The sequence below is a fragment of the Pseudomonas sp. E102 genome (assembly GCF_052660185.1).
The window spans coordinates 346,471-362,956 of record NZ_CP084025.1; the positions used below are offsets into that span (position 1 = coordinate 346,471).

A 16,486-nucleotide genomic window follows, 5' to 3' on the forward strand; every position below is an offset into this window, starting at 1 on the left:
TGTTTTTGGATGGGTTTGCGAGATTTAATCGCGTGAGCAGTCAGAATAGGCTCAAAGGATTGCGTTGATATTTCGGGCTCGGCAATTCCAAGGATGGTGGTGCCAGGGCCTACGTCGTCGCGAGCAGGCTCGCTTGTATGGTAGGACTTGAAGGGAGGAGGAGGGACAAGGCTCGATTCTGACTGTTCGCGCAGTACAGACCGTGGGAGATTTCACCCCTCCTCCTTTCACCCAAGCGCCGATAAAGAATGCATCTGGCCTAGACCGACGATAGGAACAAGCCTGCGCCTCTGGGTGAACCCTTCAAGTGTTCAAACCTTAGCGCGGAGGATTTTCAATGGCAATGCCGGTTTCTGTCGCAAAGCCGATCGTGGGGGTTGATGTCGCCAAAGATGAGTTGGTGATTTATCACGCAGAAACAGATCGACTGGAAGCGATCCCCAACACCAAAGCTGCGATCCAGAAGTGGCTCAAGGAATTGCCTGCGCCAGTGGATGTCGCCATCGAGGCCACCAATATCTATCACCAGGACTTCGCCGACCTGGCTTATGCGCAGGGCTGTGTGATCTACATGATCGGCGGCTACGAACTCAGCCATTACCGCAAAGGTGTGAAAGTTCGCGCCAAAACCGATGCGCTGGATGCTCGGTTGTTGGCTCGCTACTTGAACAACGAAGGCCACCAGTTGCACCCGTGGACCCCGCCATCGCCCCTGTATTGCCGGCTTATAAGCCTTTTCCGGCGCCGGGCAGCCTTGGTTCAGGCGCGTGTCAGCCTCAAGCAAAGTTGGTCGAACGAACCGTTGCTCAAAACGGCCTTTGAGAACCAGATAAAGGCCATGCAGCGACTGGAAATCTTGCTTGAGAAAACAATCCAGACGCAATTGGATGCAGCCGGTCTGGGCAGTCAGCTCAAGCGCTGCATGAAAGTCGAAGGAATCGGGCTGTTGAGCGGTGCGCGTTTACTTACGTCGTTTCAGCGTGGAGATTTCAGAAATGCCGATGCCTTCATCGCTTTTCTAGGGCTGGACCTGCGCATATCGGACTCGGGAAAAAAGAAGGGACGCCGCTGCCTGTCTAAGCGAGGTGACCCGGAGGCGCGCCGATTGATGCACAACGCCGCGATGTCGGCGAGCCGCACAGCGGCGTGGAAGGGTTTTTATGGGGCTCTGCGGGCTCGAGGGCTAAGCACAACCGAAGCATTAGTGGCACTGGCCCGCAAGCTTGCCCGAGTGGTATTCGCTCTGTTGAAGAACCAGAGCGAATACCTACCAAAAGGCATCTAAGGCTAGCCATGCACCATAGAATCTCCCACAAGGGATCTTTGTGGTTGCAATGTTGTGGTCTGCGCAGATCCCAATGTGCGAGCGAGCCTGATCGCGAAGAGGCCAGTAGCCTGACCGAAATGCTCAGGGCTGAAACGCCCCGATAAAAATCGCCGGATCCACACGAGCATCGTTCAGGCTGATGTTCCAGTGCATATGCGGCCCGGTCGCCCGGCCGGTGGCGCCGACCTTGCCGACCACTGTGCCACGGGCCAACTGCTGGCCGACCTTCACATCTATTTTCGACATGTGGCAGAACATGCTGATGAAGCCCTGGCCATGGTCGACGAATACCGTGTTGCCATTGAAGAAATAGTTGCCGGTGAGGATCACCTTGCCGGCGGCCGGGGTCTTGATCGGTGTGCCGGCGGGCACGGCGAAGTCCAGGCCTGCGTGGGGGTTGCGTTCCTCGCCGTTGAAGAAACGGCGCACACCGAACTTGCTCGACAGCGGGCCGTTGACCGGTTTATCCAGCAACAGATTGCTGGGGATGTTCGGGCTGAAGCTGCGGTAGGCCTTCAACTGCACCGCCAGCTCGGCGTCGATGCGCGCAAGGTCCGCCGGGTTAGGGTTGACCTGACGCTTGTTCTTCAGCGTGATGTGCTGCTCGGGATACTTCTTGTAACCGACCACGAAGGGCTGAGTGCTGCCGCCGCTGCTGATCTGCTGCGTGCCGGGTTGTACCGTCAACGGAATGCCGACAATCGCCAGCCAGTTCTGTTGCTCCTTGACCACCAGCACCGGTTTGCCCTGGTAGGTGGCTTTTGGCGCCTGGGCCGCGCTGCCCAGGTCCACCACGGCCACACCGCCGGGCACCGGTTTGTTCAACAGGCGGGTGATGTAGCTGTCGGCGTGGGCGTTGAAGGTCAGGCACAGCAACAGCAGCGGAGCGAGGAATCGCGGCATGAATCAATCCAATAAAGAAAGGGTGACTGGCGTCAGGTGGTTGTCTTCGACCCGCACCAGCAGTTCGCCTTCGCCGAGCTTGGCGGTCAGGCGCTGGCCCATCTGGGTTTGCCCGGCGTTGCGGATGGCATGGCCGCGCTCGTCGAGCAGGATGCTGTAGCCACGACCAAGGGTCGCCAGCGGGCTGACGATGTGCAGCGTCTGCATCTGGTTTTGCAACTGCACGCGTCGCGTTTTGAGCCCTTCGCGTATGGCCCGGGGCAGGCGTTCGGCCAGGCTGTCCAGGCGCTGGCGCAACATGGCCAACTGTCGGCCCGGGTGTTGCCCGGCCAGGCGGGTTTCCAGGCGGATCAGCCGTTCGCGGCGAGTATTGAGGCTGCGTTCGAAGGCCCGGCGCATGCGCATGTCCAGGTCGTCGAGGCGCTGGGCCTGCTGGCGCAGGCGTTCGCCGGGATGGCGCAAGCGACGCGTAAGGCCTTCGAGGCGCAGTTGATCGCGCATCAGCCGGTCGCGCATGCGCATCACCAGCCGGCGATGCAGGCTTTCGACCCGGCGCACCAGGTCGCCGGCATCCGGCGCCAGCAGTTCGGCGGCGGCGGACGGGGTCGGGGCGCGGACGTCGGCGACGAAATCGCTGATGGACACGTCGGTCTCATGGCCCACGGCGCTGACGATCGGCGTGACGCAGGCGTCCACCGCCCGGGCCACGGCTTCTTCGTTGAAGCACCACAAATCTTCCAGCGAACCGCCGCCCCGGGCCAGGATCAGCGCGTCGAAGCCGCGGGCATCGGCCAGTTTCAGGGCGCGAACAATTTGCCCGGTGGCTTCTCGGCCTTGCACTGCGGTGGGAATCAAGGTCAGGGAAATCTGCGGCGCGCGGCGGCGGAAGACGCTGATGATGTCGCGGATCACCGCGCCGGTGGGCGAACTGATGATGCCGATGCGTTGCGGATGGGCCGGCAGCGGCACTTTGCGTTCGGCGCTGAACAGCCCTTCGGCGGCGAGCTTTTCCTTCAGGGCATCGAAGGCCAGGCGCAGGGCACCATCGCCGGCCGGTTCCACGGTGTCGAGGATCAGTTGATAGTCGCCACGGCCCTCGAACAGCGAGACCTTGCCGCGCACCTTCACCGCCAACCCATCCTTCAAGGCCTGGCGCACCCGTGCGGCGTTCTGCCGGAACAGCGCGCAGCGCACCTGGGCGCCGCTGTCCTTGAGGGTGAAATACACGTGGCCGGAAGCCGGGCGGGCGAGGTTGGAGATCTCGCCCTCGACCCAGATGTTGCTGAACACGTCTTCCAGCAACACCCGTGCACGGCCGTTGAGTTGGCTGACAGTCAGGACCTCGCGGTCCAGGCCCAGTCGGGCAAAGGGATCTTTAATCATGGGCGGCATGATAAGGGGATTCGCCAATGGTGTGCAGACAATTAGACCGGGTTGTCTGCATCGCGAGCAAGCTCGCTCCCACAGGGGATCCATGTCGCACCGAAGATCCAGTGTGGGAGCTTGCTCGCGATAGCAGTAGCCCAGTCAGCACAAATACTGGATATGCCCCGACACATCTGGCTAAAGTCCCCGCTCTCCTCATCAAGGAAGTGCCGGATGAATCTTCTCCCATGGTTGGGTCAGTGGGCATTTGCCCCGATGGAATGGCTGGTAATCGCTTCGGCCATTGTCCTGGCCTACATCGTGTTCGGCATCGCCGGGTTCGGCACCGCCCTGGTGGCCGCGCCGATCCTGCTGTTGTTCATGCCGCTGTCGAAGATTGTCCCGCTATTGGTCTTGCTGGATTTTGTCGCCGCCTTTGGCAACTTGTTGCCGTCGCGGCGGGACGTGTCCCGGCCGGAGCTGCTGCGGTTGCTGCCCTGCATGGCTGTGGGCTGCACCTTGGGTGTAATTTTCCTGCTCAACCTCAAGTCAGATTTTTTGCTGCTGTTGATGGGGCTGTTTATTAGCGCCTATGCGATCTACAGCCTGTTGATAAAAACCAGGCCCAAGCAGTTATCTTCATTGTGGGCGTTGCCGATGGGCACGGTGGGCGGGATGTTCGGCGCGTTGTTTGGCAGTGGCGGCTTTTTATATGCCATCTACCTGAACAGCCGTTTGCCCAAGGAGGCGGCGCGGGCGACCCAGAGTGCGCTGATCAGTTGCAGCACTGTGGTGCGCTTGAGTTTGTTTGTCATTGCGGGCGTGTATGCCGAGCTACCCTTGCTGGTACTGGCGCTGTGTTTATTGCCGGCCATGGCGCTGGGGTTGTGGGTGGGGCGTCGCCTGACCCTGAAGATGTCGCGCGAAGCGTTCGTGCGTTTGGTCACCTGGCTGGTGCTCGCCAGCGGGCTGGCGTTGATCGGCCGTTACCTGAGTGCTTGACCTGGCACGGCCAGGGATTAAGCTGCCGGCCTTTTATCAGATCCTGCCAGGGAAACAGCCAGGCCTCGCCATGAATTCGCAAAGCATTATCGTCCCGAAAATCTCCACACTGCCGGTCCACGAGCCTCGGGCCCGGGCAATCGTGCGCTGGCTGGTGCGCAAGAACATTATCGAAGAGCAATTGACCACTTGCGGCCGCACCGGCAATCGCATGGCCCACGCCATCGCTCCCGGTGCGCGCGACGTGGTCATGCATCCCGAAGCCTTGCCGTTCGGCGAGCCGATCAACGGCCTGGAGATCATCACCAAGCGTTGCATCTATACCCCGGCCAAGGGTTTTCTGGAGGAGGCCGGTTGCGCCGAGTGCCGCAAGGAAGTCGGCGAAGCGCTGTTCGAAAGCCTGGAAGACTGGATGCCGGGGCGCACCGACAACTTCACTTGTCCTGAGTGCGGGCATGAGGACGACATCAATGGCTTCCTGTTCCTGCAACCCTGCGCGTTCTCCAACCTGGGGTTCATCTTCAATAACTGGCTGGAGGCGGGGTTCAAGCAGGGGTTTCTTGATGAATTCGCCGACTGGCTGGATCAGCCGGTGAGTTGGGTGAAGGTGGAATTGTAAGAGCGCCGATGAGCCAATGTGGGAGCGAGCTTGCTCGCGATGGCGGCGGCACATTCAACATTGTTGCTGGCTGATCCACCGCTATCGCGAGCAAGCTCGCTCCCACAGGGGATTGTGTTGCAATGAGGTAGGTTTCAGCCCGTCAATCACCCCGCCAATAATAGACAGAGTTTTACATTGAGCCAGACGGGGTGCATGAGTATAATGGCGCGCTTCCATTTTCCCGCTCGGGAGCCCCCGCGATGCTGCGTATCAGCCAAGAAGCTCTGACCTTCGACGACATTCTCCTAGTGCCCGGTTATTCCGAGGTGCTGCCTAACGAAGTCAGTCTCAAAACCCGTCTCACCCGTGGCATCGAACTGAATATCCCCCTGGTTTCCGCCGCCATGGACACCGTGACCGAAGCCCGTCTGGCCATTGCCATGGCCCAGGAAGGCGGTATCGGTATCATCCATAAGAACATGACCATCGAACAACAGGCCGCCGAAGTGCGCAAGGTCAAGCGGTTCGAGGCTGGCGTGGTCAAGGATCCGATCACCATCGAGGCTGACGCCACGGTCCGGGATCTGTTCGAACTGACCCGCATGCACAACATCTCCGGTGTTCCGGTGCTGCACGATGGCGACCTCGTCGGCATCGTTACTTCCCGTGACGTGCGCTTCGAAAGCCGCCTGGACGCCTCTGTTCGCCAGGTGATGACGCCTAAAGAGCGCCTGGTCACGGTCAAGGAAGGCACCAGCAAGGACGACGTCCGCGAATTGCTGCACAAGCACCGCATCGAGCGCGTGCTGATCGTCGATGACAAATTCGCCCTCAAGGGCATGATGACCGTCAACGACATCGAAAAAGCCAAGGCCTACCCGCTGGCCAGCAAGGACGACCAGGGTCGTCTGCGCGTCGGCGCCGCTGTCGGCACCGGCAAGGACACTGGTGACCGCGTCGCCGCCCTGGTCAACGCTGGCGTTGACGTGGTGGTGGTCGACACCGCCCACGGTCACTCCAAAGGCGTGATCGACCGCGTGCGCTGGGTCAAGCAGAACTTCCCCGACGTACAGGTGATCGGCGGCAACATCGCCACCGGCGCTGCCGCCAAGGCCCTGGCCGAAGCGGGCGCCGACGCGGTCAAGGTCGGTATCGGCCCAGGCTCGATCTGTACTACCCGTATCGTCGCCGGTGTCGGCGTGCCGCAGATCAGTGCCATCGCCAACGTCGCCGCTGCCCTTGAAGGCACCGGCGTGCCGTTGATCGCCGACGGCGGTATCCGTTTCTCGGGTGACCTGTCCAAGGCCATCGTCGCCGGTGCCTACTGCGTGATGATGGGTTCGATGTTCGCCGGTACCGAAGAAGCGCCAGGCGAGATCGAACTGTTCCAGGGCCGTAGCTACAAGGCTTATCGCGGCATGGGTTCGCTGGGCGCCATGTCCCAGGCCCAGGGTTCTTCCGACCGTTACTTCCAGGACTCCTCCGCGGGTGCCGAGAAGCTGGTGCCGGAAGGCATCGAAGGTCGCGTGCCGTATAAGGGCACCCTGAGCGCCATCATCCATCAACTGATGGGCGGCCTGCGTTCCTCGATGGGCTACACCGGCAGCGCTGACATCGAAGAGATGCGCACCAAGCCGGAATTCGTGCGCATCACTGGCGCCGGCATGGCCGAGTCCCATGTACACGACGTGCAGATCACCAAGGAAGCGCCGAACTACCGCGTAGGTTAAGGCTTCCAGCAAAACGTTAATCACCGGGGCTGTTCATTCAGCCCCGAGTTGTTTCTGATTCACTACATGAGAATGAGTCATGGCCCTCGACATTCACGCTCACCGCATCCTGATCCTCGACTTCGGTTCCCAGTACACCCAGCTGATCGCCCGCCGCGTGCGTGAGATCGGCGTGTACTGCGAACTGCATCCGTTCGACATGGATGACGAAGCGATTCGCGAATTCGCTCCGAAAGGCGTCATCCTCGCCGGCGGCCCCGAGTCCGTGCACGAAGCCAACAGCCCGCGTTGCCCGCAAGCGGTGTTCGACCTGGGGGTACCGGTGTTCGGCATCTGCTACGGCATGCAGACCATGGCTGAACAGCTGGGCGGCAAGGTCGAGGGTTCCGACCTGCGTGAGTTCGGTTACGCTCGCGTCGACGTGGTCGGCAAGAGCCGCCTGCTGGACGGCATCGAGGATCATATCGACGCCGACGGCCTGTTCGGCCTCGACGTGTGGATGAGCCATGGTGACAAAGTCACCAAGATGCCTGAAGACTTCCACATCCTGGCCAGCACCCCGAGCTGCCCGATCGCTGGCATGTTCAGCGACGAGCGTCGCTACTACGGCGTGCAGTTCCACCCGGAAGTGACCCACACCAAGCAGGGCGGCCGCATTCTGTCGCGCTTCATCCTCGACATCTGCGAATGCGAAGCCTTGTGGACTCCGTCGAAGATCGCTGAAGACGCCATCGCCCAGGTCCGCGCCCAGGTCGGCACCGACAACGTATTGCTGGGCTTGTCTGGCGGCGTTGATTCCTCGGTGGTTGCCGCACTGCTGCACAAGGCCATCGGCGACCAGCTGACGTGCGTCTTCGTCGACAACGGCCTGCTGCGCCTGCACGAAGGCGAGCAAGTGATGGCCATGTTCGCCGAGAACATGGGCGTCAAGGTGATTCGCGCCAATGCCGAAGAGCAGTTCTTGAACAACCTGGCCGGCGAGTCCGACCCGGAGAAGAAACGCAAGATCATCGGCCGTACCTTCATCGACGTGTTCGATGCCGAATCCTGCAAGCTGGACAACATCAAGTACCTCGCCCAGGGCACCATCTACCCTGACGTGATCGAGTCGGCCGGCGCCAAGAGCGGCAAGGCCCACGTGATCAAGTCCCACCACAACGTTGGTGGCTTGCCGGAAGAGATGAACCTGAAGCTGGTCGAACCACTGCGCGAACTGTTCAAGGACGAAGTGCGTCGCCTCGGCCTGGAACTGGGCTTGCCGTATGACATGGTCTACCGCCACCCATTCCCGGGCCCAGGCTTGGGCGTGCGGATCCTCGGCGAAGTGAAGAAGGAATACGCCGACCTGCTGCGTCGCGCCGACCACATCTTCATCGAAGAACTGCGCAAGGCCGACTGGTACCACAAGGTCAGCCAGGCATTCGTGGTGTTCCAACCGGTGAAATCGGTCGGCGTGGTCGGCGATGGCCGTCGCTACGCCTGGGTCGTGGCCCTGCGCGCCGTGGAAACCATCGACTTCATGACCGCTCGCTGGGCACACCTGCCGTACGAGCTGCTGGAAACCGTTTCCGGGCGGATCATCAACGAAATCGAAGGCATTTCTCGCGTCACGTATGACGTGTCGAGCAAGCCGCCGGCGACGATTGAATGGGAGTGACGGGGCGTCCGGCGCTGACCGGTAGCCTCTAGCAAGGAACACCCTGAAGCCCGCTTGATTGCGGGCTTTTGGCATTTTGGGGTTCGGCACCTCCTTGTAGTCGGTCCGCGCCAGCACGCGGTCGGCTTCCAGATCCTTCTATTGCTGGATCAGCACTTTGTCACTGACGTGATGAGACTTGAAAGGCTCGCGTCATTGCCCGCCAAACACAAAACCGTGGCGAGGGAGCTTGCTCCCGCTGTATCCATGCTGCGACCGGGCAAACGTGACCCCCACTGGGCAGAGCATCGTTTGAAAGAAAGAGCAAGGTTGTCATTTGACAACCTTGCTGGTCATGCGAATACTGGAGATCACGGATGATTCGTCCAACGCACCCGAAAAAAGAAATCGAAGAAACGCTTAGGTATGCCGAAGGGCAGGGGTGGCGCATAGACGCTGGTGGCAGTCACGCTTGGGGGCGGATTTATTGCCCGTACAAAGACGCGGAATGCCGCTGTGGCGAATTCTGTATCACATCGATATGGAGCACGCCGAAGAATCCTGGCAACCACGCGCGAGCATTGCGACGCGTCGTGGATAATTGCACTGCGCATCGCAATCGGCGCGGCGCTGATGGCGATGATGAGGAATAGAACAATGGAATATATTTTTACCTTGAAATATCAGCTTGCTGACGATGGCTGTGCCATGGATGAACTGGTGGAGCGGCTGGGACAAGCGGGCTGCGACGATGCTCTGGTCGGCATCGGGCAACCGGGCCGGCTGGCGCTTGAGTTCACCCGCGAGGCGCCTGATGCGGTCAAGGCGGTGCTTAGCGCTCTGGCCGACGTCCATCGCGCAGTGCCATCGGCCAAATTGATCGAGGTTGCGCCTGATTTGGTTGGGCTGACCGATGTAGCGGAGATCGTAGGCGTGTCTCGGCAGAATATGCGCAAGCTGATGTTGGCTCATCCGAGCAGCTTCCCGACACCGGTGCACGAGGGGAGTGCATCTATCTGGCATCTGGCGGATGTACTGACCTGGCTGCAGGCCAAGGGCAGCTATTCGCTTACCCAGAATGTGTTGGATGTGGCCCAGGTAGCGTTGCAGGTCAACGTTGCGAAAGAGGGGCGACGGTTATCTGGCATGGCTTCCAAAGAGTTGGACGCTTTGGTTGGATGACGCCATGCCTAGCCTCCTCCTCAGTTTGATGAGTTGGTTGTCAGGAGCAATCGTTTTTTTGCGCGGCTCTTGTTATCTAATCGTTTTTCACAACCTTAACCGTTAGCTGGCAGTATCAGGTGCACGGCATATTTTTGAAATGCCCGTGCCGGAACAGGTCGGAGTGGGCCTCAATCGTTGAGGCCGTGTCGCGGGCCTTTGAGATAAATGGACGGACAATGGTTGTGCCCCCGGATGAATTGGTCAAGTGGTTGGGTGAAGCGGGCTGCGACGATGCCCTGGTCGCTATCGGGCAGCCGGGGCGGCTGGCGCTTGAGTTCAGTCGCGATGCGCCTGATGCGGTCAAGGCAGTGCTTAGTGCTCTGGCCGACGTTCATCGCGCGCTGCCAGTGGCCAAACGGGTTGCACCTGGGCGGTTGACCGACGTCGCTGAGATCGTAGGTGTATCGCAACAGAATATGCGCAAATCGATGTTGGCGCTCATCTCGGCAGCGTCCCGACGCCTTGCTTGAAGCACTGCATCGATCTGGTACTTAGGGGATGTTCTGAGCTGGCAGCAGGCCAAGGGCAGGTATCTACCCGCTTACCCAAGTGGCGTTGAGGTCACGTTGTGAAAGAAAGCCTGCGGCAGCCTTTTGATGCAGTGGGAAGCCTGAAGGTCGATAATTAAACCACCGGCCTTCAGGCTTTGTCCGCTCTTATTTTTGCGGGAAGTGTATTGGTTTATATTCCCACTTCAGAAAGTCCAAAGGTTCTGTAGTAAAACTATATGGGTTGGTTTTTGGGACATTATGAGTAATTTTATCGGCAAAAATCTGCCGTATTTCAGCAGCCGTATATTTTGGGTCAGCAAAAATTTCTGCCATGGCCGTCGATCCCCGATCCATTGTTACCTTTCCCAAAAAGGCCTTGACGTTACGTTGTGTCAGTCGTTGGAAGTCCGCGGCAAGTGAAGCATCCCCGCCGTTGGCAGAGAAACAAATCAACAAGCGGGTATTAGGATAATTGGAAGGGTCGAAGCCTTTGCTTCGTAAATTCTGTATTAGTTCAGCAGCAGTTAACTCCGCGTTGTTGAGTAGGGCTTTAGATGACTTATTGAAATATCGTTCTACGATATTGAGGTCAACACCGTGGACCGCGACATTCAGGCGATCCAGTCCTTTGTAGCGGTCGACGAAGGTGTAGAACTCCCCGTTAATTTGCGTCACCTCCTGCATTTTGCCGCCCATTGTAACCAATCCGCGTGGGCTGCTTCGAGCCATGGTCTTCGGCATGCCCTTGTAGACAGCGCCTCTTGCAGCTCCGGCAAATTTTCCGGCAGTGATAAGACCTGTTCCGATCGACATCGCATCGAAAAAAGTCGACAGTTCCGGATTGCTATCAGAAGTTGCCGCAGCGGCGACGCCGAACCCTGCCGATACAATTGCCAGTCCTGTCATCGCTGCGGCCACGCCTAAGGAGCCTCCTCCAGTAAACGGAGCAAGTGCCACCCCAATGCCACCCATGAGGATGGCTTGGGCGACCCGATTATAAATAAGGGGTTGATGGGGCATCTCTATGTATTTACGTACTACCTCGGTCAGGCCCGTTGGGTCGCTGAAATTAATAGGGTCGTTGCCACAGTAGGCATAGCCGTTGATACCTCCTTCGTCGAATGGGCTGTATTCATCATAGGCCAGGAAGCACTGGCTCATCGGACTATAACTGCGCGTACCATTGCCCAAATGATAAAGACCTGAGCTCCGGTCCAGCGGCTCGCCATTGAAGCCGAGCCAGCTTCTGTTTTCCCAACTGTCGGGGCGATAGCCAAACGGAGTATAGGCGAAGTGAGTAAACGACTGGTTTTGTAAATCGTAGCTGGCCAGCAAATTACCTCTGGCATCCAGAATTTCAAAACTGTTGGAAAATTCGCTTGCTCCCCCATCGGGTTTCAGTTCCTGCTCCATGAGCCGACAGCCAGCACTGCGATTCAGAAGTACTGAAGTTCTTGAATACAAGATACTGTTGTGATTGAATTGGCCTTGCCTGGCATATTGATACTGCCCATTGTAAAAGTAACGTTCATAATAATCGAGCCCTTCGCAGGCACTCTGCCGGCCTAGGGAGTCGTAAAGGAAAGTGTACTGTTGATGCGATTTAATATAATTTAGCAAGTTACCTGCGGCGTCGTAAGTGTACGATGCTCCTAGTTGGTCTTTGGTCTGCTGTCCTGATGCGTCGTATTCCAGGTCGACTGTAGAGTCCGGTTTGCTGATTGTCCTTGGCTGAGTCCGGTCAGCAGTGTCGTATTCATAAATATACCTAATGTTGCCAGTATCTGAATAGCTGGTGTATTCAGTGATTCCACCAAGAGCGTTGTAGTGGAAGTCTTGGGCGTTCAGGATATTATTGTGAGCATCTGTAGGTTTTACTGGTCCGGAGCAGACATAGCTATACAGTCGTTTATTGTCATCGTAGGTGAAAAGCTCATGGCGCAACGGAGAATTGTCTAGGATGATGTCGGTTTTATCCAGGCGTCCCTCCTTGTTGTATACTTGTTTAAATGTCAGTGTTGAACTCTCGATTTTGAAGCTGCGTTGAATTTCCCGATCCTGATCGTCGTAAGTGTAAGTGATCTGCATCGTAGTGTTTCGACCCTTGTCGGTGACATATTCCTCCTGGAGCCGCTGCGCACTGTCATAGGTTATTCTTCGCTCAACTTTTTGGCTGGAGGATTGACTAAGTCGTCCAAGACCGTCGTACTGATGCTCTGTACGATTTCCATAGACATCTGTTTCGGAAAGTAAGAGACCTCGTAACGAATGAGAATAGGTGGCCGATTTATCCCCCTTGAAACCATTGTGCACGTTCTCGGTTGGGGTATTGAATTCAGTGAGTATTCCAGTGCCAGGGTCATAGCTTGAGGTTATGACAAAAGAGCTGTTGGGAGGGGACACTGTATTAGCATATCCGAAGCGTGAGCTGCCGTCGTAAGAAAAGCTCAAGCTGCGTCCGCCAACATCGATGCCAGCAACTCGCCCAAGCCCGTCTATTCTACGTTTACCAAGCTCGTACGCTGCGCCATCAGAAGACGATTCAATGGATATGTCTGTGGCAACGGATAACATCATGCTTGGCGGATAACTGCGTTTGATAGTCGTACCATTACAGCTTCGACTGGTCATTCGACCGCTGGTATCGTAAGCATACGTGCTGGTCGGATTGTTGGAGGGGATCTCCTCGCTTAGACATCCCCAGGTGTCGTAGACGTACCTGTGTGACTGGTATTCAGAGCCCCTGGAGTTTTGGAAGCTGATTTTCTCAACTTGTCCATGTGTGTTGTATGAGCTAACGACTTTACCGCTCGAACTACCATCCGGATATTTTCGCCACTGCGTCAGGGTCAGCTTTTCGGGTGAAATTTGCGCGTATTGTGTGCCTGCGCCGACTGTTTCTCTTGACAATGGATTGTCCCAAGCGTCATAGGTTAACTTCGTCAGTCGGTCAATTATCTGTACCCCGCCCGGATCGTAATCATATTCTCTTATCGAGGTCTCCTGATCCTGGAAGTTGTAACCGATCTCTGTGAGCCGTTTCCATGCTGACGTCGGAGCGTGCCAGTTTTCCGTGTACATCAAACGGCCTAGTGCGTCATAGGCCTCCCGGACCTGTTCGTTATCAGGGTAAATCACTTGGATGGTATGACCATCGCCGTTGAGCTGATAGATATAATGAGTCTCCCGGCGTAACTGAGGGTCTTGGGCGAAATTAACCTGAGTGATCACACGGTTAAATGAATCGTAGCTATATTCAGTCGTGTTACCTAACTCATCAATGACGCTGAGCAATTGGCCAGTCATCGTCGAGGTGGTCTTTTGTGTTGTTTGGGTGATGCCATCAACGATTGTTTCTACGTTGGTGGTCAGGCGGTCGTTGTCGAGGCTGTAAGTGAATACGGATTGCTGACGGGTGGAAGGTATGACATAGCCGCCCGCGTCCAGGGTTTGTTTATAGCGAGAGAGAACTCGGCCATAAGTCGCGATATCCGATGGATCTTCACCCCAGTCAATTGATTCCAGGAGCATCGAGGACTCTTGGTACTGCGCTAGTCCCATAAAAGTTGGAGTAGGAACGGGCCTCAAGATAGTTAATTTCTGCACGGGCTGAAGAGGACCATCTGCTACTTCGCTGCTTTTAGCAGCTCCAGCGCGATAGCTATAGTAAATCCATTGCAAATCAACTCTCTTTCCATCGATGATTTGATAGCTTTTTTCGCACTCCAGATATGTGCTGAAGTAGTTCGGGTCACCATCTGTGCCGACGTAAACGGGTAGCTGGTATTCTTCTTTTCTAAATTGTTCCCATGCTGAAATTGTCTCGGTAACTTCGTAATACCTGGCCCAGGTAAAACCTTTTTTGTTGAATATTTTGTTCAATAGGCCGTATGGGGTTAGATTGTCCGCTGCCCAATTTACCCCGTAGCCGATTGCACCGAATACTTTTCCTGAAGCGTCCGAGTAATCATCTGGGTTATATTCGACCTCGTATTCGCCTGTTTTTGTAGTAGTTGTGTGTCTAGGGCCACCGAAGTGATAAGTGTACTCGGTTGTGATATTGTTCACTGTTTTACTACTTAAATTACCATTTTTATCAAATTTCAGGGTGGATACGGTGCTAGGGGAGGGATTAGTGGTGTTTGCACTGTGGTGATATGTTTGGGTGATTGTTTCACTTTCTGAGAGCTTGAAAGTGGTGACCGTGGTGTTCTGTGTGTCATCGTTCAGGTAGGAAGTAACGCTCTTCAGGGCGTGACTCTCATCATACTCAAAGATGCTGGTTTTAACTTGCTCGGCGACAGTTTGCACTTTTGTGCGTGTATCTTGACTGTTTTCATAAGTGTACGTGGTTGTGCTTGGTATATCAGTTGGGATGCTATCTGTTTTTTCGACGACCTTGTTGAAGTCGCCATATTTTAGCTCGGTGGCAAGGCCGCAGGAATCACTGATGGTCATGACTTTGAAATTGTCAGGCACACCAATGCCTGGCGTGGTGCTGTAGGTAAACGTCTTTTTGAATGTTTGATTTTCCGGTGTGGATAGGATTATTTCTGTCAGCTTGTTATTGTCGATTTTTAGTTCGTGGCTGTGGCGGCTACTGTTAACGCTCATAACTGCAGAGTCGGCGTTGTAATTAATACTGAAAAGCGTCTGCTGCTCGTCGGTAATGGCGGTCAAGCGAGGGGCTTGGAAATTGTTCGAGATTGGGTGGGTTTCCCAGGAAAAATTGAGTGCGAAGCCCAATTTTGTGATTATTTTTTCGGGTACCAAATAAAAATGACCGCGATTAACTGCCACGTCTGACTTAAACGGCACGAGTATCTCGGTGGTGCCATCAGATCTTATGACTTTTAAACCTTCAGATATATTGTTCGAATGCAGCGGTATGATTTTATAGTGTGCCGCATAGGTTCCGATATTGGTGTCGGTAGGTGCTACGTTTAGCCGGATTTCGATTGCCTTGGGTTCGTTGGCTATGAAAAGTTCTGCGGTGCAGGTGTCGTTCTTTTTGATTACGCGGCAATAAGTAATATTTAATGCCCAATTGCCAAAATCAATGAAACGCTCTGCTGAATAAGACAAGGTCAGGTCCAGGGCTGGGCCGTGGCCTGCGTTGCCAATAAGAGTGGCAATAGGAAGTGATGTGTAAAATTGCCCGGTTAGAGGATTGACGCCTTCTGTTTCCAGGTTTCGGTTGGAGAATAGAGCTGGGAGCGCTTCCCACTCCGGGAGTTCTACGTTAAAGGTGACGCTCTCGCTGGTCTCTTCCCAGCCGTTATTTTTCGTACCTATTTGTGCATGTATCGTGTGTTTGCCCAGCGACAGCGGGAAGTCGACGTTTATGGCCCAACTTTGCTGGTCCGGCATTATTGTTGTGTGCGCAATTAAAGTTCCAGCAGTATCTCTTACCTCTAAAATACCGTCGTTGTACTTCCTGGGAAAGCATGTTCCGGTGATTACGGGTTTGCGCCCATGGTCTGATCCTGGTCGTGGAGAGTCGATTTTTAGCGTTGCAAGGGCGCGGAGCTGCATCGGGGCTTCTTGCACCGAATAATCCTGTTTGGCACACCATGGGGAGTATTGGCTACCCATCAATTGCTGGGCGGTGATCGGATAGGTCCCGACGGGTTTCTCAATGTTAGTGACCGACCAATTGCCGTTGGCGTCAGCGTAGAGCTTGTCGTCATCGTAGCGAACGTCGCGACTATAAGAATAAACGACGACCTTGGCGCCGGGTGCTGCCTTGCCGCTGATGGTGAACGGCGAGAAAACATGATTTGCCGGGGGCGGGATGATCGACGGCGCAGAGAGAGGGCTCTTGCTCGGCGCGGCCGACCAGGTGCTGACGACGTACTTTTGCGTGGTTGACCAGCCAGATGTCTGGCCATTCAGAGACTGCTGGGCGGTGACCGGATAGGTCCCGACGGGCTTCCTAACGTTGGTGATCGACCAATTGCCATTGGCATCAGCGTAAAGCTTGTTATTGTCGTAGCGAACGGCGCCACCGGGGGCATAGACCACAACCTTGGCACCGGGGCTGGCCACACCGCTGATGGTGAAAGGTGAAACAGGCCCTACGGGAGCATTGATTGAAACCGGTATGGGAAAGCTCATGCTGTTATTCTCCTCAGACTGATTGGGAATTTTGCTCTTGCTGACTTTTATAAGAGCGTTCCCAGGAATGGACGGGAGCCTGCACTGATT

Annotated in this window: 11 protein-coding genes; 8 read left to right on the top strand and 3 right to left on the bottom strand. The window is 56.1% G+C overall.

The window, feature by feature from the left end; all coding sequences use genetic code 11:
* The first annotated feature begins 337 nt into the window (after nucleotides 1-337).
* Entirely contained in the window at nucleotides 338-1,285 is a 948-nt protein-coding gene (locus tag DOCECA_RS01675; protein WP_434649985.1) for an IS110 family transposase, read from the top strand.
* A gap of 123 nt (nucleotides 1,286-1,408) precedes the next feature.
* Here the strand turns inward: DOCECA_RS01675 and DOCECA_RS01680 are convergent, their stop codons facing one another.
* The gene (locus tag DOCECA_RS01680; protein ID WP_445571377.1) at nucleotides 1,409-2,230 is read right to left on the bottom strand and encodes a peptidoglycan DD-metalloendopeptidase family protein; all 822 of its coding nucleotides are present in this window, start codon (nucleotides 2,228-2,230) and stop codon (nucleotides 1,409-1,411) included.
* A gap of 3 nt (nucleotides 2,231-2,233) precedes the next feature.
* On the bottom strand, nucleotides 2,234-3,613 hold the full coding sequence (gene xseA, locus DOCECA_RS01685; protein ID WP_445571378.1) for an exodeoxyribonuclease VII large subunit: 1,380 nt from the start codon (nucleotides 3,611-3,613) through the stop codon (nucleotides 2,234-2,236).
* A gap of 216 nt (nucleotides 3,614-3,829) precedes the next feature.
* Between xseA and DOCECA_RS01690 the strand changes: the two genes are divergently transcribed.
* The 7 genes from DOCECA_RS01690 to DOCECA_RS01720 all read left to right on the top strand — a co-directional run bounded on the left by DOCECA_RS01690 (nucleotide 3,830) and on the right by DOCECA_RS01720 (nucleotide 10,258).
* Entirely contained in the window at nucleotides 3,830-4,597 is a 768-nt protein-coding gene (locus tag DOCECA_RS01690; RefSeq protein WP_434562441.1) for a sulfite exporter TauE/SafE family protein, read from the top strand.
* 70 nt (nucleotides 4,598-4,667) lie between these two features.
* Nucleotides 4,668-5,216 (top strand): sugar ABC transporter ATPase, encoded by a 549-nt coding sequence (locus tag DOCECA_RS01695; protein WP_420764165.1) that lies wholly within the window; start codon nucleotides 4,668-4,670, stop codon nucleotides 5,214-5,216.
* Between the two features lie 242 nt (nucleotides 5,217-5,458).
* On the top strand, nucleotides 5,459-6,928 hold the full coding sequence (guaB, locus tag DOCECA_RS01700) for an IMP dehydrogenase (RefSeq protein WP_420764166.1): 1,470 nt from the start codon (nucleotides 5,459-5,461) through the stop codon (nucleotides 6,926-6,928).
* A gap of 79 nt (nucleotides 6,929-7,007) precedes the next feature.
* Nucleotides 7,008-8,585 carry a glutamine-hydrolyzing GMP synthase gene (guaA, locus tag DOCECA_RS01705; protein ID WP_420764167.1) on the top strand — a complete coding sequence of 526 codons (1,578 nt, stop codon included), beginning with the start codon at nucleotides 7,008-7,010 and terminating at the stop codon, nucleotides 8,583-8,585.
* Between the two features lie 356 nt (nucleotides 8,586-8,941).
* On the top strand, nucleotides 8,942-9,217 hold the full coding sequence (locus DOCECA_RS01710) for a hypothetical protein (protein WP_434650065.1): 276 nt from the start codon (nucleotides 8,942-8,944) through the stop codon (nucleotides 9,215-9,217).
* Nucleotides 9,218-9,221: 4 nt separating this feature from the next.
* Complete coding sequence (locus tag DOCECA_RS01715) at nucleotides 9,222-9,746, top strand: helix-turn-helix transcriptional regulator (protein ID WP_434650066.1); 525 nt, start codon at nucleotides 9,222-9,224, stop codon at nucleotides 9,744-9,746.
* A gap of 218 nt (nucleotides 9,747-9,964) precedes the next feature.
* Complete coding sequence (locus tag DOCECA_RS01720) at nucleotides 9,965-10,258, top strand: hypothetical protein (RefSeq protein ID WP_445571379.1); 294 nt, start codon at nucleotides 9,965-9,967, stop codon at nucleotides 10,256-10,258.
* A 186-nt stretch (nucleotides 10,259-10,444) separates the two neighbouring features.
* Here DOCECA_RS01720 and DOCECA_RS01725 read toward each other — a convergent pair whose 3' ends face one another.
* Entirely contained in the window at nucleotides 10,445-16,396 is a 5,952-nt protein-coding gene (locus tag DOCECA_RS01725; protein WP_445571380.1) for an RHS repeat domain-containing protein, read from the bottom strand.
* Nucleotides 16,397-16,486: the final 90 nt, after the last annotated feature.